At 60.6% G+C, this 22,913-nt stretch carries 20 protein-coding genes; 12 read left to right on the forward strand and 8 right to left on the reverse strand.

Annotated features, from left to right (window positions below):
- Window positions 1-28: 28 nt before the first annotated feature.
- Window positions 29-472 carry an Hsp20 family protein gene (locus GJT30_10195; GenBank protein MSM39976.1) on the reverse strand — a complete coding sequence of 148 codons (444 nt, stop codon included), beginning with the start codon at window positions 470-472 and terminating at the stop codon, window positions 29-31.
- Between the two features lie 644 nt (window positions 473-1,116).
- Here GJT30_10195 and GJT30_10200 point away from each other — a divergent pair.
- From GJT30_10200 to GJT30_10215, 4 genes are all read left to right on the forward strand, one after another.
- The gene (locus GJT30_10200) at window positions 1,117-1,293 is read left to right on the forward strand and encodes a DUF4177 domain-containing protein (protein MSM39977.1); all 177 of its coding nucleotides are present in this window, start codon (window positions 1,117-1,119) and stop codon (window positions 1,291-1,293) included.
- The gene (gene polA / locus GJT30_10205) at window positions 1,294-3,966 is read left to right on the forward strand and encodes a DNA polymerase I (GenBank protein ID MSM39978.1); all 2,673 of its coding nucleotides are present in this window, start codon (window positions 1,294-1,296) and stop codon (window positions 3,964-3,966) included.
- Window positions 3,967-4,072: 106 nt separating this feature from the next.
- Entirely contained in the window at window positions 4,073-4,933 is an 861-nt protein-coding gene (locus GJT30_10210) for a PhnD/SsuA/transferrin family substrate-binding protein (GenBank protein MSM39979.1), read from the forward strand.
- Entirely contained in the window at window positions 4,878-7,214 is a 2,337-nt protein-coding gene (locus tag GJT30_10215; GenBank protein ID MSM39980.1) for a response regulator, read from the forward strand. The genes GJT30_10210 and GJT30_10215 overlap by 56 nt, the downstream gene beginning before the upstream one ends.
- Window positions 7,215-7,278: 64 nt before the next feature.
- Here GJT30_10215 and sfsA read toward each other — a convergent pair whose 3' ends face one another.
- Complete coding sequence (gene sfsA / locus GJT30_10220) at window positions 7,279-7,971, reverse strand: DNA/RNA nuclease SfsA (protein ID MSM39981.1); 693 nt, start codon at window positions 7,969-7,971, stop codon at window positions 7,279-7,281.
- A gap of 117 nt (window positions 7,972-8,088) precedes the next feature.
- Here sfsA and GJT30_10225 point away from each other — a divergent pair, with 117 nt between their 5' ends.
- On the forward strand, window positions 8,089-8,937 hold the full coding sequence (locus GJT30_10225) for a hypothetical protein (GenBank protein ID MSM39982.1): 849 nt from the start codon (window positions 8,089-8,091) through the stop codon (window positions 8,935-8,937).
- Between the two features lie 52 nt (window positions 8,938-8,989).
- Here GJT30_10225 and GJT30_10230 read toward each other — a convergent pair whose 3' ends face one another.
- Window positions 8,990-9,250 (reverse strand): hypothetical protein, encoded by a 261-nt coding sequence (locus GJT30_10230; protein MSM39983.1) that lies wholly within the window; start codon window positions 9,248-9,250, stop codon window positions 8,990-8,992.
- 90 nt (window positions 9,251-9,340) lie between these two features.
- Between GJT30_10230 and GJT30_10235 the strand changes: the two genes are divergently transcribed.
- The 3 genes from GJT30_10235 to GJT30_10245 all read left to right on the forward strand — a co-directional run bounded on the left by GJT30_10235 (window position 9,341) and on the right by GJT30_10245 (window position 12,669).
- Window positions 9,341-9,793 (forward strand): DUF327 family protein, encoded by a 453-nt coding sequence (locus GJT30_10235; protein ID MSM39984.1) that lies wholly within the window; start codon window positions 9,341-9,343, stop codon window positions 9,791-9,793.
- 160 nt (window positions 9,794-9,953) lie between these two features.
- Window positions 9,954-10,334, forward strand: coding sequence for a peptide chain release factor-like protein (locus GJT30_10240; protein ID MSM39985.1), 381 nt, complete (start codon window positions 9,954-9,956; stop codon window positions 10,332-10,334).
- On the forward strand, window positions 10,321-12,669 hold the full coding sequence (locus GJT30_10245) for an endonuclease MutS2 (GenBank protein MSM39986.1): 2,349 nt from the start codon (window positions 10,321-10,323) through the stop codon (window positions 12,667-12,669). Before GJT30_10240 ends, GJT30_10245 begins: the two co-directional genes overlap by 14 nt.
- A gap of 70 nt (window positions 12,670-12,739) precedes the next feature.
- Here the strand turns inward: GJT30_10245 and GJT30_10250 are convergent, their stop codons facing one another.
- The 4 genes from GJT30_10250 to GJT30_10265 form a co-directional block, all read right to left on the reverse strand.
- Window positions 12,740-13,150: a bacteriohemerythrin gene (locus GJT30_10250; GenBank protein ID MSM39987.1), complete on the reverse strand. Its 411-nt coding sequence runs from the start codon at window positions 13,148-13,150 to the stop codon at window positions 12,740-12,742.
- Between the two features lie 35 nt (window positions 13,151-13,185).
- Window positions 13,186-14,424 (reverse strand): EAL domain-containing protein, encoded by a 1,239-nt coding sequence (locus tag GJT30_10255; protein MSM39988.1) that lies wholly within the window; start codon window positions 14,422-14,424, stop codon window positions 13,186-13,188.
- Window positions 14,425-14,511: 87 nt separating this feature from the next.
- Entirely contained in the window at window positions 14,512-15,042 is a 531-nt protein-coding gene (locus GJT30_10260) for a chemotaxis protein CheD (GenBank protein ID MSM39989.1), read from the reverse strand.
- The gene (locus tag GJT30_10265; GenBank protein MSM39990.1) at window positions 14,978-15,907 is read right to left on the reverse strand and encodes a GHKL domain-containing protein; all 930 of its coding nucleotides are present in this window, start codon (window positions 15,905-15,907) and stop codon (window positions 14,978-14,980) included. The genes GJT30_10260 and GJT30_10265 overlap by 65 nt, the downstream gene beginning before the upstream one ends.
- Before the next feature lie 89 nt (window positions 15,908-15,996).
- On the opposite strand from GJT30_10265, the gene GJT30_10270 reads away from it, so the two are divergent.
- From GJT30_10270 to GJT30_10285, 4 genes are all read left to right on the forward strand, one after another.
- Window positions 15,997-16,509 carry a dihydrofolate reductase gene (locus GJT30_10270; protein ID MSM39991.1) on the forward strand — a complete coding sequence of 171 codons (513 nt, stop codon included), beginning with the start codon at window positions 15,997-15,999 and terminating at the stop codon, window positions 16,507-16,509.
- A 9-nt stretch (window positions 16,510-16,518) separates the two neighbouring features.
- The gene (recO, locus tag GJT30_10275) at window positions 16,519-17,262 is read left to right on the forward strand and encodes a DNA repair protein RecO (GenBank protein MSM39992.1); all 744 of its coding nucleotides are present in this window, start codon (window positions 16,519-16,521) and stop codon (window positions 17,260-17,262) included.
- Window positions 17,263-17,431: 169 nt separating this feature from the next.
- Window positions 17,432-18,808, forward strand: coding sequence for a replicative DNA helicase (gene dnaB, locus GJT30_10280; GenBank protein MSM39993.1), 1,377 nt, complete (start codon window positions 17,432-17,434; stop codon window positions 18,806-18,808).
- 85 nt (window positions 18,809-18,893) lie between these two features.
- Complete coding sequence (locus GJT30_10285) at window positions 18,894-20,198, forward strand: hypothetical protein (GenBank protein MSM39994.1); 1,305 nt, start codon at window positions 18,894-18,896, stop codon at window positions 20,196-20,198.
- 130 nt (window positions 20,199-20,328) lie between these two features.
- Here the strand turns inward: GJT30_10285 and GJT30_10290 are convergent, their stop codons facing one another.
- On the reverse strand, window positions 20,329-22,860 hold the full coding sequence (locus GJT30_10290) for a molybdopterin-dependent oxidoreductase (protein MSM39995.1): 2,532 nt from the start codon (window positions 22,858-22,860) through the stop codon (window positions 20,329-20,331).
- Between the last annotated feature and the right edge of the window lie 53 nt (window positions 22,861-22,913).

Consider the following 22,913-nt stretch of genomic DNA (forward strand, 5'->3'; position numbering starts at 1 on the left):
TGTGACCGAGAAACGAGCGGTTTCCGGCCTATTTCACCTCGACCGTGATCTGCTTCGGCTTGGTTTCGCCTTTCTTGGGGAGTGTTATCGTCAAGACCCCCTTGTCGCAGGTCGCCTTGATCTGTTCCTGATCGATGGTGTGGGGAAGCTGGAAGCTGCGCTGGAAGGCGCCATAATAGCGCTCTACCCGGTGGTAGTTCTCCTTGCGGATGCTCTTGTCGTGTTTTCGTTCGCCCCGCAGGATGAGGGTGTTGTCCTCGATCTTTACCTCGATATCCTTCTGGTCGATGTCAGGAATCTCCGCCTTGATCACCACCGATTCGTCGTCTTCATAGATATCCACTGCCGGCTGCCAAACCCCTTCCCGCAGGTCTTCGCCGGTTTCCCGGTTCCATGCCAGGTCCAGGAGCCGGTTCATCTGCTCCTGCATCGATCTCAGTTCCTTGATCGGATTGTACTTCACGATTGCCATCTCGTGCCTCCGTTGCCATGATCTTCGTTTTTATACCGCGGGAGAGAGGGGCGTCCGCCTCTCTCTCCCTCTCGATGCTGTCGCGGGTCCTAGCAGGCTGTTAAGATTCAGGTTGTTCAAAAACGGTCAGATCGTCGCACCCGCAGAAAGCCCCGCGGAGGCGTAGTACCCACAGGGCATAAACAGCGCTACGCCGCACAAGTTGGCTTTTCGAAGATGGTGGCGAGATGGCTGTTTTTAGCTCCGCTGAAACTTCGTTTTCAACAACCTGCTAGACCCGTTTTCCTTTGGGGATACTGTGCTTGAGCTTCTTGGAGCCGTCGTAGAGGGTATTTTTCGTGACAGAGCGCATCTCTTTCAGGTCCTTCTTTTGATAATCGGTTTCGAGGATCAGTTCGGTCTGTTCTGCCAGCAGCTCGATCGTTTCCTTCTCTTTTGTTGTCATACCTGGCTCCCTCTCTCCAATGGCGTTTAGGGTGATTGTTTCTCAATGGTTCTGCTCGACGGCACCTCCTTTCTCGTGCGACAAGTGTAACATTTTTTCGGGTCGCTGCAATACAGTGCCGCGTGCTGCAGACAATAGCCCTTGAACGGACAGGGGTGAATCGGCTACCATGGCTTGCACTACGGCAGGGGGGTGAACGATGCTGAAATACAAGGTGGTGGAGATCAATACCGTGTCCGAGGATATCCTGGAAGAGGTGCTGAATGAATGGACCGCTGCGGGGTGGCGCTTCGACGGACTGCACTTTGCCATGCGCGAGTCGCAGAAGCGGCCCTCCATGGCCTTTGTCATCTTCACCCGCGTGGAGGGCGCATAGATGTCAGACCGGGCGACCCTCTATCTCATCGACGGCTCTTCCTACCTCTACCGGGCCTACCATGCCATCCGCCACCTGTCGTCCCCCAGCGGCTTCCCCACCAACGCCATCTACGGCTTTACCCAGATGCTGCTCAAGGTGCTCAAGGAACGGCAGCCGGATCACGTGGCAGTGGTGTTCGACATCTCCCGGCATACCTTCCGCAACGACATCTATCCCGACTACAAGGCCAACCGGGCCGCCATGCCGGACGACCTCAGGGTACAGATCGATCCCATCAAGGAGATTATCCGCGCCTTTCGCATCCCGGTGTTGGAGCTGCAGGGGTACGAGGCGGACGACATCATCGGCACCATCGCCGCCGACTGCGCCGGGCGCGGCATCACCACGGTGGTGGTGACCGGCGACAAGGACCTGATGCAGATCGTCACCGATTCAGTCCGCCTCCTGGATACCATGAAAGAGAAGGAATCCGGCCTGGCCGAGGTGGTCGAGCGTTTCGGTGTCGGTCCGGAGCGGGTGATCGATATCCTGGGCCTTGCCGGCGACAGCTCCGACAACATCCCGGGCGTTCCCGGCGTCGGCGAGAAGACCGCCATCAAGCTGATCCAGGAATACGGTTCCCTGGACGAGCTTTTGGCACGGGCAGGCGAGGTCAAGGGGAAGGTTGGCGAGAAGCTGCGCGAGTTTGCCGACCAGGCTCGGCTCTCCCGACAGCTTGCCACCATCGACTGCCGGGTTCCCCTCTCGTACGATTTCGCCGACTTTGTCGCCGAGCCCCCTGACAACCAGCAGCTGGCAGCCTGCTTCAAGGAATACGGATTCACCACGCTTCTGAAGGAGCTGACCAGCCGCGCCACCCTTTCCATCGAACAGTACCGGACCATTGCGACCGAGGAGGATTTCGCCGGGTTGCTCAGGGACCTGGTGGCGGAACACCCCTTTGCCATCGACCTGGAGACTACCAGCCTCAACCCGCTGGCAGCGGAGGTCGTTGGTATCTCCTGTTCGTTCCGGGATCACGAGGCCTGCTACATCCCGGTGGGGCACGACTATCCGGGGGTGCCGGCCCAGCTCGACCGGGCGATGGTCCTGGAGCGCCTCCGGCCGATCCTGGAGGACCCCGCCATTCGCAAGGTGGGGCAGAACATCAAGTACGACTACCAGGTTCTGAGGAGTTCAGGTGTCGCCATGACCGGCCTCTGGTGCGACACCATGCTCGCCGCCTATCTTCTCAACCCCGGCCGGACCAGCCATGGCCTGGATTCGCTGGCGGCCGAGTTTCTCGACCACCGGATGATCTCCTATGCCGAGGTGACCGGCAAGGGGAAGGAGCAGAAGGGGTTCGCCCAGGTGGAGATCGACCTGGCGAGCCGCTATTCCTGCGAGGATGCCGACGCCACCTTTCTCCTGCACCGCATGCTCCTGCCGAAGCTTGGCGAGAGCGACATGGAACGGCTCTTCTTCGAACTGGAGATGCCGCTGGTGCGAATCCTTGCCGAGATGGAGCTGGCCGGCGTGAAGCTGGACCTGGCGCTCCTGGCCGATCTCTCCGCGGAATTCGGCAGCCAGATGGGCATCCTGGAACAGGAGGTCCACCGGCTTGCCGGCGGGGAGTTCAACCTGAATTCGCCCAAGCAGTTGGGTGAGGTGCTGTTCGAGCGGCTGAAACTGCCGGTGGGGAAGAAGACCAAGGGGAAGACCGGCTGGTCGACCAATGTGGACGAGCTGGAGCGTCTGGCCGACGAACACGAGATCGCCCGGCTGATCCTCCAGTACCGGAGCCTGTCCAAGCTCAAATCCACCTATACCGACGCCCTGGCAGGGCAGGTCGACGAAAACGGCCGGGTTCATACCTCCTATAACCAGGCAGTGACCACGACCGGGCGTCTCTCCTCGTCCGATCCGAACCTGCAGAACATCCCGGTCCGCACCGAGGAAGGGCGGCGGATCCGCCATGCCTTCGTGGCCGAAAAGGGGCATTGCATCCTCTCAGCCGACTATTCGCAGATCGAGCTGCGGGTGCTGGCCCATCTTTCGGACGATCCGGTCTTCTGCGATGCCTTCAGAAATGATGAGGACATCCATACCAGGACCGCGGCTGAGGTCTTCGGTCTCTTCCCGGAGATGGTGACGTCGGAGATGCGGCGCCAGGCCAAGACCATCAACTTCGGGGTGATCTACGGCCAGGGGGCATTCAGCCTGGCCCGCCAGCTGGGGGTGGCGCGCAGGGTGGCGGAGGATTTCATCGGCAGCTACAAGGAGCGTCACGCCGGCGCCATGGCGTTTCTCGACGCCTGTGTGGCGCAGGCCCGCTCGGAAGGGCATGTGACGACACTGCTGGGAAGGAGGCTCCCCATCCCCGACATCGGCAGCAGCAACGCCGCGGTCCGCTCCTTTGGCGAACGGAACGCCATCAACTACCCGATCCAGGGGTCGGCAGCCGACATCATCAAGCAGGCCATGGTAAACATCGACCGGCGTCTGCGGGCGGAGGGGCTCAGGAGCAGGCTCATCATGCAGGTGCATGACGAACTGGTCTTCGAGGTGCCGGAGGACGAGCTGGTCCGGATGGAGCAACTGGTGGTCCACGAGATGGAGCATGCCGTACCGCTCAGGATACCGCTGAAGGTCGATATGAGCTACGGTGCCAACTGGGCCGAGGCGCACTGACCGCCAGAACGGGATATGGCCTTTCGGGAGGGGGTGAATTTGACTATTACAGTAAAACCGTTACAATTTAGTGGCTTTTGCGGGCGATGGTTGCGGGAGGTTGGCGATGGCAGCAGGCAGAGAGCAGTTTGCCCTTCGGGCTGTCCGATGGATCATTGTTGCAGTTCTGTTCTGCGTGCCGCTTAGCGCCATTGCTGCCCAGAAGAAAAGCTATACCCTCGCAGTCATTCCCAACAAACCAGCCGTTGTCCTGCATCGGAACTGGACTCCTTTTGTCGAGGAGCTTTCACGCCGAGTCGGTGCTCAGATAGAACTCAAGCTCTACGACAAGATCGCCACCTTCCTGACGGAGTCCGAGGATGGCATACCGGACTTTATCTTCAGTGCTCCCAACATGTTCTACCTTGCCCATCAGAAGCAGAAGTACATCCCTCTGGTGCGGAGTTCCCGCAAGTTCAGCGGGATCGTCTTTGTCCGCAAGGATTCTCCCTACACCAGCATTAAAGATCTGCAGGGTAAAACCATTGCCTTTGTCGGGCCGAAGAACGTCTGCAGCGTCATCACCCGTCAAGCCCTGTTGACGGGTGTCGGTGCGATCGACTTCAATGCCTCCTTCAGCGGATCGACGGCCAATGTGGCCAAGAGTGTCCTCTTGGGCAAGGCCGACGCGGGAGCAACCCTCGATGCGACCATCATGACCGATATCCCCAAGATGGCCGAAGAATTCCGCATCCTGCTTGAAACCGAAAAGGTCGCTTCCCATCCTCTTGCCGCCCATCCCCGTCTGCCGAAAAAGGTTCGGGATGCGGTGACCAGGGCGGTATTGTCCATGAACAAGAGCGTTGACGGCCGGGAGCTCTTGAAAGCGGTCAAGCTGGATCATCCCATCAAGGCGTCATTCAATCGCGACTATGGCATTTTTGCCGAAGTCGATTTCCAGCGTCTGGACAGTCAGTCAGCACGCTGAATGCGAGCAGCCCATGCTGAGGCGTCTCGATGTACAAATCATTCTGCTCCTTTCCCTGATCCTGACGACCATGATTTCCGTCTTCGGGTGGCGTATCGCCAGTCGTCAATCGGATCTCTACGTCCGTACCATGGCGGAAAACGCCCGGGTGCTTTCCGCAACCCATGCCGCTAACGCTGCGCACCTGCTGGTGGTGAACGAGTTTGCCGGACTCGAAGAACAGATGTTGGAGGTGGCGCGCCTCCCCAATATCCTGAGCATCAACGTCATGGAGATGGATGGCACGGTGTTGTGCGATCTGGCCCGCCCATCCCTGAAAGCGGAACCAAAGCTGTCCTATCGGCGGGACAAGGTGGCGGTCCCTTCCCGGCGCGATGCGATCATGCTGCAGGAAAACGGACGCCTGGTCAGCTGGACCCCAATCCTTGCCGGCAAACCGCTTGGCTGGTTGAAAATCACCTTCAGCCTCCGTGCTGTGGAGGAGATGCGCGAGTCGATTTGGGAAAATATCCTGCTGATGGGTACGCTCTGGATTGTCGTCGGCATTGGCCTCATGTACCTTGTCTTGAAACCCCCGTTGCAAGCCATCCGCGAGCTCAGTTTTTTCGCCCGTGACCTGAACCGGCATAAAGGCCGCCAGGTGAACGTGGCGAGAGGTGCCATGGAGATCGATCTGCTGACAGATGCACTCAACCATGCATCTGCCGAGCTGCAGGCTGCTGAGGAGCGGCTGGATGCCGAACGGGAGCGGTTGTCCGTGACCATCAGGAGCATCGGCGAAGGCGTGTTGGCCTGCGATCGGGAAGGTCGGGTCATGCTGATGAATCGGGCTGCAGAGGTTCTCACTGGCTGGGATGCCACCGAAGCTTTCGGGCAGCCGTTCGACAAGGTCTTCCGGGTGGCGGATGAGAACACCGGCGAACCGATCACTGTCCCGTTGCAGCGGATCGTCGAGGCGGGACGGGCAATTGAGTTTGTGGCTCATGCGTTGCTGGTTGCCAGGGATGGTGCTCGGCGGAACATAGCAGACAGCGGCGCCCCGATCATTAATGCCCAAGGAGAGTCAATCGGCGTCGTGATCGTGTTCCGCGATGAAACGGAATGGCTGCAAGCGGAGCGGGCGCGGCTCGAACTGGAGGGACAACTGCGCCAGTCCCAGAAGATGGAGGCCATCGGGCACCTTGCCGGCGGCATCGCCCATGATTTCAATAACATCCTGACAGCCATCATGGGGTACTCCTCCATGCTCATCGAGATGGCCGGTGTCGATGAGCAGCGGCGGTCGGTGGCTGAGAAGATCCTTCACGCTTCCGAGCGTGCTTCGAGCCTGACACGGGGGCTTCTCGCCTTCAGCCGCAAGCAGAAGATGGAAATGCAGACGGTTGATTTGAATGCAATTATCCGTAATCTCGAACAGATGCTGCGCCGGATCATTGGTGAGGACATTGATCTGAAAACAGACCTGGCAGAGGGAGCTCTGCTGATTAATGCCGATGTCAGCCAGATAGAACAGGTCATGCTCAATCTCGTCACCAATGCCCGGGATGCAATGGCATCAGGGGGGCTGTTGAGCATCGTAACGCTACAGACCATGATGGATGCATCCTCCCGTGAATTTGAGGGTACGTTACCCGTGACCGGCAGTTTTGCCCTTCTGTGCATCTCCGATAGTGGGATCGGCATGGACGAGGCAACGGTTCAAAGGATTTTCGAGCCGTTTTTCACTACCAAGCGGACGGGGAAGGGGACCGGTCTCGGGTTGTCGATCGTCCATGGGATCATTCAACAGCATGGTGGCTTAATCCGCGTTTACAGCAACGAAGGAATCGGTACGACATTCAAGATTTACCTGCCGTTGGTGGCGGACGGAGAGGCCGTAACGGCGGCAGTCGAGGACACTCCTGCACGGGGAGGGAACGAACGGATTCTCCTTGTTGAGGACGAGACTGAGGTTCGTCAGGTACTCAAGTTGATGCTGCAGAAAGGGGGCTACCATGTCGTTGAGGCCAGTGATGGCGATGAGGCCTGGGAGTTGCTGCAGAAGGATCACACGGGTATCAGGCTTGTCGTGAGCGACCTGATCATGCCGCGCATGACGGGAAAGGAACTCCTCGACCGGATCAGGGAGCACCTTCCCGCCATCAGGGTCCTCTTTATCAGTGGCTACACGTTCGATGTGATACAGTACAAGGGAATTCTGGAAGGAGAGGTGGACCTGCTGATGAAACCATTCACTGCGAACAGGTTTCTCACACGGGTCCGCGAGGCACTGGACCGGTAATCATGCCATGCGCATGGCGAAGGTCCCGATTCGGGGCATTAGACAGTTTTTTCTGCATCGTTGCTTACGGCAAGACCGGTAACCGTTTCTCCAGACGGATCCCGTCAGGTGAAACCGTGGCCCGGTATGCCAGGGCTTCGACGCCGGCATCCAGGGCCTGGCGCAGGAGCGTGCCATATGCCGGGTCGATGCTGTCGGCAGGGGCGACCGCCTCGGCATCCCCCCGCTGGACTACGAAAAAGATCACCCCCCGCTGGCCGTTCTGCACGATCTCCATCAGCTCGCGCAGGTGCTTCTGCCCCCGCGTCGTTACCGCGTCGGGGAAAAGGGCCATCTTTCCCTCCACCAGGGTGACGTTCTTCACCTCAACCCAGCAGGGCGCCGCTCCTCCCTGCAGCAGCAGGTCGATGCGGCTCTGGCCGCAGGGGACCTCTGCCCGGATGCTTGCGTATCCCTGCAGTTCCGCGACGACCCCCTCCCTGATCCCTTCTGCCACCAGCCGGGGCGGGAGCGAGGTGTTGATGCCGATCCAGAACCCGCCGACCCGGACCATCTCCCAGGTATGGGGGTATTTCCTTCCCGGGTTGTCACTCCGGGAAAGGATGACCGGGCTGCCCGGCAGGGCACACCCTTTCATGCTCCCCGAATTGGGGCAATGGACCGTAACGACGGAGCCGTTGTCAAGGGCAATGTCGGCCAGAAAACGCTTGTAGCGGCTGATCAGGGTGCCGTTCAGCAGGTGGTCGGGGAGATGCATGGCTGCTCCTTGGGTACGGCTGCGGGGTCTCTCAACTGTCGGATTGCAGCGAGATGTGAAGTTGGTATAGTGTAAGGGCTGCATAGTGCACAGTTTCCAGGGGGAGTGTCAACATTCATGAAGATCGAGTGCCCGCACTGTCATCTTTCCGGCGAGCTCAATGACCAGGACGTGCCGCTGGATGGACGCTACATCGATTGCCCGCGCTGCAACACCGGATTCCACGTGAAAAAGCCGGCCACCCAGGGCTGGAACCCCAACCTGATGAGCGTCTGTCCCCACTGCAACTACTCGACGTTCACCGACGAGATGTTCGAGGTCTGCCCCAAGTGCGGGCTGCAGGGGAGTGTCTACCAGGAAAAGAAACGGAAGCAGGAGGAAGCGGAGCAGCACAAACAGGACATGGAGCGGCTCCAGCGAAGCTACCGCCAGGACGATTTCATCAAGGCTCCCACCAAGGAGCCAGAGGCTGCAATCCCCCTGGTTCCGGCGCCTGTCCGCTACACCGGCTGGGGGGTCATGGCCGTGGCAGCCCTGGTCGCCGCCTTCGGGTTTTTTGGGGTGATGGGCTATCATGGCAGGGATCTCTACACCCAGATCAACGAGACTGCCCTTGAACCGGTTTCCCGCGGGGCGATCTTCCTGCGCCACGGGCTGTTCCCCTGGGTGCTGACCCTGTACGGCTGCGGCATGCTCATTGTGGCTAGCCAGTTCGTCAGATTGCAGCACTGGGCACTGAAAGGGCTGGAGTGGGGAGGGTGGGCCGGCCTGGCCATTGGTGCGGGATATGAGATTGCCGATTTTGTCGGCTGGGTTCGGCGATCCTCGGATTCACCCTCGTTGCTCTACTATCTGGTGGGGCTCATGACCACCCTGTTCATGATCGCACTCTGGGTGGCGCTACCGCTGGCGCTGATCTGGTGGCTTCGGCACGAGCGGATCACCGACGAGTTTCTTGAACCGTAACAGGGGAGAGGGACAGGGGGCAGGTACAATGTCGGGAGAGGAAGGGGGGCGGTCAGAGGCGATGCGAACGTATGCCGCGACGTTTGGCCATCCGGGAGATGGAATACTCCAGAAGCTGGGGGGCAAGGGAGTTGCAGGCCAGGACGTATTCACGGTAGCTGAGGGTGCGTACGTGGTTGCACGAGTTGCAGCGCAGGGGGCGCGAAAAAAGGAAATCGCGCTCGCGGACGGAAATGGCGCCGCCGCACTGTGTACAGTCTGCGATGACGGTCGGAACCTGCTCGCCGGAAATATTCTTGATCTCCAGCTTCATATGACACCTTTTATTGTTGGTAAATATTTTTACTCATAATAACAGAAACGTATACAAAATAAAATAAGAAATATTTAACGAGAAAATAAAATGCGCATCGACGAAAAACTGCCGGCTCGACGTGTGGACAAAAAGGCGCAGCGCTCCGAATCGGGAAAAGGGAGCGGGGCGCGTCCCTCCCCCTTTTCCACTGCTCTGGTCAAGAGTGGAGATCTCCTCGTCGACCGGGCCGTCGAGCTGGAAGAGTTGAAGAAGGAGATCGACCTTGCCGGTGACAATCTGGAACGCGACCCGAGCATGGCCCATTTCAAGGAGTTTCGCGAACTCCTGACCTCCATGGCCCGCAAGGTGACAGCCGAGGCCTATCGCGTCGAGCTGTTGAGCGGCACCCCCAAAGCCCCGGCCTATCACGAGATCATTACCGTCATTGACAAACATGCCGATTCTCTCTACCGTCTGATCATGAGCGAACAGAAGGACCGGATCAAGATCGCCGCCAAGATCCAGGAGATCAGGGGCCTGCTGGTCAGCCTGACGCTTTAGCAGCAGGTTGTTCAAAAACGGCCATCTCGCCGCCGTCCTCGAAAGCCGCCTTGTGCGGCGTGGCGCTGCCACGCCTCCGCGGGGCTTTCTGCGGGTGCGACGATCTGACCATTTTTGAACAACCTGAATGTCGACATCTTACCTCTGGGGGGGAGGCCCCATGACCTTTGCGGTGAGCGAAGAGAAAAACCGCCAGCTCAGGGAGGCGATGGCAGCCCTGGGTATCCGCGAGGAGGACCTGGAGGAGCGGTTTGTCCGGTCGTCCGGCGCCGGCGGACAACATGTGAACAAGACCGCCACCTGCGTCTGGTTGAAGCATCGCCCCAGCGGGCTGGAAGTGAAATGCATGCGCGACAGGAGCCAGTCGGTAAACCGATTTCTGGCCCGGCGCGAACTGGTGGAGCGGCTTGCCGCGCAAGCCGGACAGGTGACCCCCCGTGGCGCGGAGCAGGAGAAACTCCGCCGGCAAAAGGCGAAACGCCGGCAGAAGGCGCGCCGCAAATATTCCGCAGCAACCGGTGAACCCCATGATCAACAGTGACACCCTGCGCAAGATCGAGTTCAACAAAATCCTGGAGATGATTGCCGGGTATGCCCAGAGCGAGGCGACTCGAGAAGCGGTCCTGGCGATTGTTCCCCTGGACCGGCGGGAGGAGATTATCCTCCGTTTCGGCCGGGTGGAGGAGATCCGCTCCCTCGCCCGTCTGGGGGTGCCGCTCAGGCTTGCCCCCTTTACCGATATCCTGCCGGTTCTGGAGCTGGTCCGACCGACCGATTCCCTGCTCAATCCCATCGACCTGGAAGCGTTCATCGCGCCGTTCCAGATCCTGGCCACGCTTTCGCGCCAGTTCGGCTATCGCCAGGATATTCCGCTGCTGGTGCAGCTTGCCGGCCATGTGACCGGCTTCCCCGATATCCTGGAGGCGCTGGTCCGGACGATCGATCGCGACGGCGGTATGCTGGATACCGCCTCGCGACTTCTGTACGAGATCCGGGAGCGGAAACGCTCCCTGACCGCACGCATCCGCAGGCGTCTGGAGGAGATCGTCCGCGAACGGAGCGTTGCCATCTTCTTGCAGGACGACTTCATCACCCAGCGTTCCGGCAGGTGGGTGATCCCGGTCAGGATGGACTCCAAGGGGATGGTGCCGGGGGTGGTGCACGATGTCTCCAATACCGGCGAAACCGCATTCATGGAGCCGATCGAGATCATCGGCATGGCCAACGAGCTGGAGAACCTGGCTGCCGAGGAAAAGGCGGAACAGATCCGCATCCTGCGCGAGATCTGCTCCTGGCTCCGGGAGGATGCAGCAGGGATCGAGGAGGAGTTCCGGATTCTCATCCAGATCGACCTGCTCAACTGCATTGCTGCCTGCGCCGATCAACTCGGGGCCGAGGTACCGACCATCGACGACGGTGCTACCATCCGCCTGGTCGGTGCACGGCATCCCCTGCTCCTGAACATGCACACCGGGCGTGGGGGGGGCGATGTGGTCCCCCTGGATCTGAGGCTGCACGATGAGGAGCCGAACAGGGTCATGGTCATCACCGGTCCCAATACCGGCGGCAAGACCATTGCCATCAAGACCGTGGGCCTGTTGACCCTGATGGCCCTTGCCGGTATCCCGGTGCCGGCTGCGTCCACCTCCATCTTCCCCCGGGTGCATGACCTGCTCGTGGATATTGGCGATGAGCAGGCCATCGAGAGCAGTCTCTCCACCTTCTCGTCTCATGTTTCCAGGATTGCGGACATACTCCGCCGAGCCGACAGCCGGACCCTGATCCTTCTGGACGAGCTGGGAACCGGCACCGAACCGCTGCAGGGGGCGGCACTGGCCTGTGCCGTCCTCCGGGAGCTGCTGGAAAAGGGCGCCCTGGTTCTTGCCACAACCCACCTGACCGAGATCGTCGGCTTCGTGCACAGAACTGATGGCATGCTGAACGCTGCCATGGAGTTCGACCGCCAGAGCCTGCTCCCGCTCTACCGTCTGAAGGTGGGCGAACCGGGAGAGTCGCACACTTTGGAAACGGCCCGGCGTTACGGTCTGCCGGATCACGTCATCGACTTTGCCCAGGGGCTGGTTGGGCGGGTGGGAAGCGAGTTCCAGGGGTTGCTTGCAGAGCTCAAGGAACAGCGTCAGTCCTATGAGGCACGTCTGGTCGAACTGTCGGACAGGGAGGCGGTGCTTGCAGAACAGGAGCAAAAGCAGCGGCAGCGGCAGGCCGAAGAGGAGGAACGTCGCCGCGATGCAATGGCAAAGGCGTGGCAGGATGCCAAGGAACTGGTCCAGTCGGCCCGTCGCGAATTGAACCGGATACTTGACGAGGCGCGGCACGAAAAACGCGACGCAGCCCGCGAACAGCTCCGTGCCAAGGAGCTGGAGGTGGAGGGTGCCCTGCGGCAGCTGAGCGGGGAGCGCCCCCTGGAGCTGACGGAGATCGTGCCGGGAAGTCGGGTTCTGGTCCGCTCCCTCGGTTGTGACGCCACGGTTCTGAAGGTCGGACAGGGAAGGCTTCGGGTGCAGGCGGGGAGGCTGGAGCTGGATGTCACGATGGACGATCTGGCGCGGCCGAGCGGCAAGGCGGTTGCGCCGCGAAATCGCGAACAGCGGCGCTCAGGAGGCGACGAGGAGGCAGCCAGGGAGCTCAACCTGATCGGTCAGCGGGTTGACGATGCCCTGGCCCTGCTGGAACCCTTCCTGAACCACTCGTCGCTGGCCGGCTACGGCGAGGTGCGGATCATCCACGGGGTCGGCACCGGTGCGCTGCGGCGGGCCGTGCACGAGCACCTGGACGGACATCCGCTGGTGAGTGCCTTCAGGCTGGGAGAGCGGTTCGAGGGGGGAAACGGGGCCACCGTGGTTTCGTTGCGCTGACAGGTGAAAAGGATAATGGGACAGGGCCGGGATGATGCCGGCCCTGTTTCTGTTGGAGACCGCTGGTTTTTCAGGCTGCTACGGCGGTCTGCAGATGCTCGGCCAGCGCCTTGTCGTGATGGCCGATATGAATGATCAGCCACTTGATCATGATACGTTCGGCAAGGATGAGCGCCTCGCGTTTGTTGTCCGGCTCGCCGATCTTCGACTTCAGATGGGTGAAATCGGCCATGAAGGTGCGGTGTTCGTCCCGGTGGCTGGAGAGCTGGGGAAAACCGCTCCGCCGCATGGCGTTTTCTTCGTACTCGAAATGGGAGGCTGTGTATTCTTCCAGAAAGGCCACCAGCTCCTGAAGCCCCTCGTTTCCCGCCCCCTTGCCGCAGGCATCCGAAAATGCCGTGAACCGGGAAAATATCTCCTGGTGCTGCTCGTCGATCTCGCTGATGCCGGTTACCAGAGTTTCATCCCATGCCAGGCTCATGTTTCATCCCTCCCGTCGGTTCTGCAGAGCATGTCTTATTCGGAAATTCCACAGAGTGTATTGGTCCAGTCGATCACCTCGAGCTGTGTCCTGAGAAACTCACTTTCGCTTATCCGGATCTTTTCCAGGATCTCTGCCACCCCGCCGCTGTTTTCATGTTCCAGGCATTCACACAGCGACAGCAGGGTGCCGAGCGGGCCGCTTCGCATGAGCAGGGCCTCACGCAGTTCCTCGATCAGGTTGAGCTGTTCGGCGAGCTCTTCCATATTCACTCCGAGCTGGATATCCAGCAGAGACAGCAGCCCGGCGAGAAAGGCCAGTTCGGGGGAATCACTCCGTGTTTTCAAGAGCGGCTGACGTTCCACCAGACATTCCATGAGCCGTCCCCGGCTGGCGGCAATCTCCAGGAGGGGCGAGCCGGGCCGTTCGCCGTCGCGATTGGCAAAAAGCGCCATCAGCACCCACCGTTTCAAGTGTTGCATCCCTACCGTGACGATTGCCTGGCGTAGGGTTGAGGTTTTTTCCCGCCGGCCGATCATGACTGAATTGACCAGCCTGAGCAGCTTGTAGGTCAGGTCGGGGTTCTGCTTGAAGGTCTGTTCGATATCCTCGAACTCGGCATCGGACAGGACTTGGTTGAGCAGGCGCATCAGGGTTGCCTTGGCACTGTCCATCCGGTTCTGCCTGAGCATGGTCGGACGGGCAAAGTAGTACCCCTGGAATAGCTGGAAACCAAGTTCGAGGCAGAATTTCTGCTGATGGTCATTCTCCACCTTTTCGGCCAGGAGCGTAACCGGCCAGCGCTTGAGCAGTTCCACCATCCGCGTCAGCGTCTCTTTGGTCATGTGCAGGACATCGATCTTGACGATGTCCACGAGATCGTAGAGCGGGCTGTAGGCCTCGCTGAAGAGGTTATCGTCCAGGGCGATGGAGAACCCCTTGAGCTTGAGCTCCCGGCACCGTTCGATCACGGCATTGGTAATCTCGACGATTTCCAGGAGTTCCAGCACGAAGTGTTGCGGGGGGAGGAGTTCCAGGTTGTCGCTCATCAGCATGTCGTTGTTCAGGTTGATGAAACCCTTGTGGTTCCCCAGGACTTTTTCAAAGCCGAAGCTGGAGAGGGTGTTGAAGATCACACTGGCACTGGCAAGGGCATGGTCGTCGATATCGGCATATGGGACATCCGTGGCCCTGAACAGAAGTTCATAGCCAACGATTTCATTGTTCAGATCGAGGATCGGTTGTCGGGCCAGGTAGATCTTTTCCTCTGACACGGGGTATCCTTTCAAGGGGGTGACTCTCTACATGTTTCGGTTTTCAGGGGGAAATCTTAAGGGGAATGCGATCCGCCGGGGTGGGGCTCAATCCTTGGTGGTGTCCTTGCGGAGATAGACCACACCGCTTGCGGTGTTGAAAATGATGCGCCGGCCATTGGAGCCGCCGGTCTCTTCGCTGACAATGGGGATATCGAGCCCGTCAAGGACCCTGCGTGCGAGTCGTGTATTGCGGTCGCCGATGGCATACATGCCGGTGCCCGGCAAGAGGTTGGCTCCGCCGAACACCTTGGCCACCAGGCCTTTCGGCTGGCAGCCGAATTCCGTCATGCGGCGGATCAGGAGGTCGATGGCGATGTTGCCGTATCTGGGGGTGGGGAGCCCCTCGCCGTTCCAGAGGGGGAGCATGTAGTGGTTGATGCCGCCGATGCCGGTTGCCCGGTCCCAAAGGCAGACTGCTACGCACGAGCCCAGGACTGTCGTCACCAGGTGTTCTTCCGGGTGGACAAAGATGGTGCCGGGAAGGAGAAAGTGCCGGGGCGTCTCGTCGATCCTATTTTTCCGTGGTGTCGCCGAAGATGAAGAGGTTCCCGTCTTCCGCGAAGATGTCGACTTCATTGGTGAACTCCGGCATGGGCAGTGAGACGGAGATGCTGGTCCCCTTGCCCGGGCTGCTGGTTATGGTCAGGGTGCCGTTCAAGAGCTCCACGAGTGCCTTGACGATGCTGAGGCCCAGGCCGTGGCCCCGGTGGGTCCTGGTGGAGCCCCGTTCGATTTGCTCGAAACGGTCGAAGATCCTCTGCTGGTCCTCCTGTGCTATGCCGATGCCGGTGTCCTGCACCGTGAGGGTGAGTATTGCTTCGGTGCAGGTGGCCATGATGGCGATCGTCTCTCCCTTGTTGCTGAATTTTATGGCGTTATCCACGAGATTGGCCAGAATAAGGGCCAGGATGGTGGCATCGGTGAAAAAGACCAGGGTACCGGCCGGTTCTTTGGGCAGGCTGAGGTGCAGCTGCTTTCGGGCCAGGGGGGTGACGAAGGTGTCCGCGATGTTCTGCAGGATGGTGCCGATATCGACCTCTTCCAGGCTGGCCGAGCAATCCCCTGCTTCCAGGTCTGCGGCGGCGATGAAGTTGTTGAGCTGGAAATTGAGATTCTGCGCCTCTTCGTGGATCACGGCAGCAGCCTGGCCCAGGGGGTGGCCCTCTTCCAGCCCCCATTGGATGCGCGAGGCGAGCAACATGATGGAGCTTAAGGGGTTGTTGATCTCATTGCGGATGTTGGAGAGAAAGTTGCTTTTCAGCGACTCGGAATCCTTGAGCTTCTCGTTCATGGCAATCAGAGAGGCATTGGCCGCCGAGAGCTCTTCCATGGCAAGGCGGGTTTGGGCAAAGTGGTTCTCCAACTCGTTCAGAAGTTCTGCATCGCTCAGTGAGTGCATCCTGGCCTCCGGTCGTTGAGGAGTTGAGGTATACTCTACCATGCCGCGCACAAATGTCACTGTAGCGCGCGGGACACGAAGCTGTTGCCCCTGGGGAACGGTGAGGTTACAATGCGGGGCAGGAGGAGCGGATGATCATCTCGCTGATTGCGGCACTCTCCACAAACCGGGTCATCGGCCGGGCCGGGACGATCCCCTGGGATATTCCGGCCGACCGCCGGTGTTTCCGTGAGCTCACCACCGGCCATCCGCTCATCATGGGACGAAAGACCTTTGAGAGCATCGGCCGACCGTTGCCGGGGCGCAGGATCATCGTCCTCAGCAGGCAGGAGGGGTATCGCCCGGAAGGGGTCGAGGTTGCCGGCGGTCTTGCCGCTGCGCTGTCGCTCTGCGCCGGGGACGACGAGGTATTCGTGGCCGGCGGCGGGGAGATCTACGGCCAGGCACTTCCCCTGGCGCACCGGCTCTATCTCACCGAGGTGGAGATCGAGGTTGCTGGGGACACCTATTTCCCCCCCCTGCCGGAAGGTGCCTTTGCGGCAGTCCGGCGGGAACTCCTGGCAGCGGAGCCTCGCTGCACCCTGGTCGTGTACGAGCGGACTGCTGCCATTGGTCCGGTTGACGCCGCACCGGCGGAGTGCTAGGGTAGCGGCATGGAAACGGTGCGATGCGAAGCCATCGTCCTCAAGCTTGCCGATTACCGGGAGAATGATCGCCTGGTAACCGTCTATACCCTTGAACACGGGCTGTTGTCGGGGGTTGCCCGGGGGGCGAAGCGGAGCGTGCGCCGTTTCGGCGGCGCTCTGGAGCTGTTTGCCCGGCTGCAGCTGCAGGTCGGCATCAAGCCGGGGCTGTGCAGCTTTTTGGAGGCGGAGATCATCACCATCCACCAGGGGATTCGCACGGATATCGAACGGATCGCCCATGCCGGTTATGCCTGCGAGCTCCTGGCAGCCCTCTCCCCGGAGGGGATGGCCAACCCGCGGCTCTTTCGGCTGTTCACCGCCTATCTGGACCATCTCGACCGTCATCCCGCAGATCCTTCCAATCGGCGGTTCTTTGAGATCAATCTCCTCAATATCCTCGGCTATCGCCCTTCCCTGGATGGCTGCAGCCGTTGCGGCAGCGAATATGGCCATGACGCCGGCGACATCCGCCATCACTTCGGCGAGCTGCTCTGTCGTACCTGCGCCCCGGCCGGGCGGCATCTGACCTGGCCTGCCCTGGAACTGCTCGCGCTCTCCCTGCGGAGCGGACGGTTTGGCGCGGTCAGTTTTCCCGAGTCGATTCTTGCCGAGGCAGGCGAACTCCTGGACAGCGCCATTGCCTCCCATCTGGCAGCTCCGCTCCGTTCGCTCGCCTTTTTACGGGAGATCGAGCACGAAACCCGCCCCTGACGGCGCTGTGCGACCCCTTCTGCAGCCATGGCCGTTAAGGGGTTGACCGTCCTGTGCCGGCGGGGTATAGTAACTCCCCCGACTGCTGCATCGCTGGTGCTGGTTACGGTTTTCCCTCTGCATTCCAGGCGGTTGACGCCACAGTCCATATTGCTGTAACGGGTTTTTCATGTCTGCTGCCGATATCCATAAACTCCCCCCCCAGAGCATCGAGGCCGAGATGTCGATCCTGGGTGGCATCCTTCTGGAGAACGAGGCCATCAACCGCGTGCTGGAGGTGCTCACTCCGGAGGACCTCTATCGCGAGTCCCACCGCAAGATACTCAAGGCGATGATCGGGCTCAACGAGCGGGGAGAGCCCTGCGACCTGATCACCCTGACCGAGACCCTCAAACAGAAGGGTGTGCTGGATGAGGTCGGGGGCGCCGCCTACCTGGCAACCCTGGTCGATTTCGTCCCGACCGCCGCCAACATCCATTACTACAGCCGGATCGTCAAGGAGAAGGGGATTGTCAGGAAGCTGATCACCGCTGCCACCGACATCGCCTCAAAGGGATATGACAGCCAGGTGGCGGTAGAGGAGTTGCTGGACGGCGCGCAGAAGGTCATCTTCGAGATATCCGAACGCCGGATCAGGCCCGCATTCTATAAGGTCGGAGACCTCCTCAAGGGGGCCATCGACAACATCCAGCAGCTCTACGAGAAAAAGGAGCGGATCACCGGGGTCCCCTCGGGATTCGTCGATCTCGACGAGATGACCGCCGGCATGCAGAAGGGCGACCTGGTCATCGTTGCCGGCCGCCCCTCCATGGGGAAGACCACCTTTGCCCTCAATGTCGCTTCCTATGCCGCGGTGGAGGCGGAGAAGCCGGTTCCGGTGGCGGTCTTCTCCCTGGAAATGAGCAAGGAACAGCTGGTGGAGCGCCTGCTCTGCTCCCTGGCCAAGCTGGATCTCAACCGGCTGCGCACCGGCCACCTGTTGGAGACCGACTGGCCCAAGCTGACCCGAGCCGCAGGCGGGCTGCACAAGGCACAGATCTTCATCGACGATACCCCGGCGCTGGCCATCATGGAGATGCGGGCCAAGGCGCGCCGCCTGAAGGCCGAGCATGGCATCGGCCTGATCGTCGTCGACTACCTCCAGCTGATGCGGGGCAGCTCCAACCCGGAATCGCGGCAGCAGGAGATCTCGGAGATATCCCGCTCCCTCAAGGCCCTGGCCAAAGAGCTGGAGGTGCCGGTGGTGGCGCTCTCCCAGCTCAACCGTGAGCTGGAGAAGCGGGCGGACAAACGCCCCATGATGAGCGACCTTCGCGAGTCCGGAGCCATCGAGCAGGACGCCGACCTGGTGATGTTCGTCTATCGCGATACGGTCTACTGCGAGGCATGCAAGAAGCGGGATGGCTCCTGCGACAAGGAGGGCCACGAGCGGGAGGCCGAGGTCATCATCGGCAAGCACCGTAACGGCCCCACCGGTTCTGTTCAGCTGGCATTCCGTGGCGAATACACACGTTTCGAGAACCTGAGCAGGCGGGACGACCACTGATCCCGCGATATCTGCACGGCCCCTCTGAAGGGGACCGCATGTCCGGTGCAGCGTCTGCCGCTTTTGAACACTATTGGAGGAGACAATGAACTATAACCCCATGAGGAACCTGCCGGCAGTGGCCGGCTATAAGCCCGGAGACGTCCTGTTGCTCTGCGGCGAGCTGTTCGGCCGCGGCTATGCCAACGGGATCGTCGAAGAGGCGCGGCAGCGCGGGATGACGATCATCGGCACCACCGTCGGCCGCCGCACCGGCGAAGGCGCCCTGCGGCCGCTGGATGCCGAGGAGCTGGCAGTTGCCGAGGAGTATCTGGGGGGGAGGATCATCAACATCCCCCTGGAGGCGGGCTTCGACATGGAACCCGATGCCTCAGGCGTCACTGTTGCCGAGCGGCTCAAGGGGATCAAGCCGGACGAGTGGGCAACGGCCCGTTTCGACTGGGATGCGATCACCCTCTGCCGCGATCGTGGCGTGGCACGTCTCAAGGAAAACCTGGCCAGGGTGGCGGCCGAGGTCGAGAAGGAGCTGCCTGTTGCGGCCAACCTGCTCATCGTCCACTCCATGGCTGGTGGCATTCCGCGGGCGCGGCTCTTCATGCCGCTTCTGAACCGTGTCTTCAAGGGGCAGGGGGAAAAGTACCTGGCGTCATCCGACTTCTGGGGGAGTGAACTGGGGAAACTCTGCGACCTCTCCTTTAACGAGGTAACCGCCGACTCCTTTGCCCACCTGATCGAGGCAACGGCAGGACTGCGGGGCACGATCGAGGGGAAAGGCTGCAGTGTCGCCTATGCCGCCTACGGCTACCACGGCTGCGAAGTGCTGATCGACGGGGCGTATCGCTGGCAGTCCTATACCCCCTACCTGCAGGGGTGGGCAAAGATGCGGCTGGAGGAGCATGCGCGTACGGCCTGGGAGCAGGGGATCAAGGCAACGGTCTTCAATGCCCCGGAGATTCTCACCAATTCCAGCGCGCTCTTTCTCGGGGTGGAGATCTCTCTCTATCCGCTTTTGGCTGCCCTGGAAAAGGAAGGGGGCGGAGCGGTGGCAACAAGCGTCCGGTCGGAATGCACCCGGCTCCTGGCAGAAGGCGCAACCATTGAAACCATGCTGGCGCGGGCCAACGACTATCTTGCCTCGTCGGTCATGGCGGACTTTGCCGGTCTTGCGCAATGGCCGCACCACAGCACCAGGGAGCAGATGGAGCTGATGCTGTCCCGTTCAGCGGAACTGCTTGCCATGAACGCCAATCCCAAGGAGATCGTCTGCGGTGCCCTTTCCGGCGCGGTATTCCGTGGCGTGGGACGGTTGATGCTCGATGCCTCTTGGGAGCCTTCAGCCCCGGTCTGGTGGCTCAATCACGATATTATTGCCAAGAGGCTCTGCAAGTAGAGTCTGCGGCCGTTTCTCTTTCGGCACCGTCCAAGTCGGCCGGTGCCGTTTTCATGCCATGGAATATGCATAAAAAAAGCCCCGGCTGCGATTGCCGGGGCTTTTTCGTATCAGCTCAGTGAACTACTGTTCAGGCTTTTTCTATTTTGACATTGACCAGGTTGGTGCTCCGTTTGAGGAGGGCACTGGCGTTCAGCCCGCTGAAGTGATAGGGCGCGAACAGCAGGCCGGGCTGCAGCTTGCTGCTGACCTTGGCAGCCGCAGTGGTGCTTCCCGCAGCAGAGGTGACCCTGACGGTCGCGCCGTCGGCAATGCCGAGACGGGCGGCGTCTTCGGCAGCGATCTCCAGGTATCCGGCCGCGGAGACGCTGAGGTTGTTTTCCGAAGCGGTTGACATGGTGCCGTTATGGAAGCCGATGGCACCGATGGTTATGAAGAGCGGGTACTGGCTGTCCGTGACAGCAGAGCCGGAAACAGCCGGCAGGGGGGCGAAGGTGAAGCGATCCGGCGGAGCCGGGAGGTTCTTGACCAGGCCGCTGCAACGTCCTTCGGCCACGCTGCAGTTGCCGGTGTAGAAGCCGGTGACTTCCTTCAGTTCGATGGTGACTTCAGCCACTGTGCGGGCATGCTGCATTCCGGTGAGCCGGCTCAGGAGTTCGCCGATGATGTCCCAGTCCTCGCGGGCCTCTCCTGGAGGGGTGACGGCCCGTGTCAGGCACTGGACCCGGTTGTCCGGCGTGGTGAATGAGCCGTTCTTCTCGGCTGCTGCCGCACCGGGGAAGACCACATGGGCCATTGCCGTCAGGTCGGAAGCAAGGATGTCCTGAACGATGAGAAGGTCGAGCTTGGCCAGTGCCGCCCTGATCCTGGCGTTCTCCGGGAAGGAGACCAACGGGTTGCTGCCCAGGACATAGAGTGCCTTGATGGAGCCCTTTTCTATAGCGTCAATGATCTGCCAGAGATCCTTGCCCGGTTTGACTGCGGCCTTGTAGCCGGGGAGGAAATCGGGAGAGACGCCCATGTCGAGCATCCCCTGGATGTTGTTCTTCTGCTCGACCGGGAAGAGACCGCCCTGGGCAGCTGCGGGCAGGCCGAGGAGCAGGGAGAGGCTGGCAATCGCTTCCACGGTTGCTGCTGCATTGGCGCCGCGGATGACGTCGGCGCCGAAGACGACGGCAACATCAGCCTTGCCCCCGAGCAGGCGGGCTGCATCGGTCAGTGCTGCTTCGGTGACGCCGGCTGCCGTTGCCAGATCGGCCAGGTTGAGGCTGGCAAGGGACGCCAGCAGGGCATCGGAACCGCTGGTGCGGCTGGCGATGAACTCCTTGCTTTCGAGACCGGCGGCAACGATTGCCTTCATGAGGCCGATGACCAGGGCCAGTTCGGCACCGGGACGGTACTTGAGGTGGCTGTTGGCGAACTTCTTCAGCTTGACGTCGCGCAGATTGGCCAGTACCAGTTTGGCGTCGTTCTTGGTCGCAGCCTTGATGACCCGGTATTCCATGCCGGTCGATTCGGCATTCAGGTCGCAGCCGAGAACCAGCACGGCCTGGGCCTTGTCGAGACGGTCAATGGCGGTGCCGGCGCCGGCACTGCCGAGGCGCTCCCAGAGGGCGAGTTTTGCCTGGGCAAAACCGAACCGTGCCTCGGAATCGATGTTGGCGCTGCCGAGACCTTCGCGAAGGAGCTTCTGGAACAGGTAGCTCTCCTCGTTGGTGACCCGGGGGGAACCGATGCCGGCAACGGCATCCGAGCCGCTGGCAGCGACGATCTCTTTCAGCTTGGCCGTAGCAAACTCCATGGCCTTGTTCCAGTCGGTCTTCGACTGGTTGACCATGGGAACGGTGAGCCGCTGGGCCGCATTCAGGTAGGCATAGCCGAAACGGCCGTTGATGCAGATGTTGCCGCTGTTGTAGGTTGAATCGTCGCTGGTAACCCGCTCGACGCGGTTGTTGCGCGAGTGGTATTCGATCTGGCAGCCGGTAGAGCAGAAACCGCACACGCTCTTGGTGACGGAGAAGGTCCAGGGACGGCCGCGGAACTTGAAGGGCTTGCTGATCAGCGTGCCGGTGGGGCAGACGCCGACGCAGTTGCCGCAGAATTCGCAGTTGAGCGGTTTGCCGTCGATGGTATCGATGATGGTGTTGTCGCCGTGGTTCACGACCCTGATGGCGTCGCAGCCAACGACTTCATGGTCCACCTTGACACATTTTTCGCAGAGGATGCAGCGGTTGGGGTCGCTCTCGATAAGGGGCCAGTCGTAGCGAATCTTGTGGCGTTCAAGATTGGCCGAATATCCCGGTTTGTTCGCCTCCAGGCCGTAGGTGGCATTCTGCAGGTCGCACTCTCCGGCGGCATCGCAGACCGGGCAGTCCAGAGGGTGATTCACCAGCATCAGCTCCATGATCTTGCGGCGGATCTCGATCAGTCGCTCGGACTGGGTGGTGACTTTGATGCCCGCCTTGACCGGGGTGTTGCAGGCGGTCATGGTGCGGTCAACCCCTTCGATCTCGACTGCACAGACACGGCAGGCGCCGGTTGGAGAAACTTTCTCCAGCCAGCAGAGAGTGGGGATGGTTATCCCGAGCTGGCGGGCAGCCTCCAGAATGGTGGAGCCCTTCGGTACCGTGACATCTCTGCCGTCGATCGTTAATGTGACCATATTGTCTTGCTCCTGAGAAGAGAGAGATTCCCTGGTAGTGGCGAACCGAAGCT

The organism is Geobacter sp., assembly GCA_009684525.1.
GTDB lineage: Bacteria > Desulfobacterota > Desulfuromonadia > Geobacterales > DSM-12255 > Geoanaerobacter.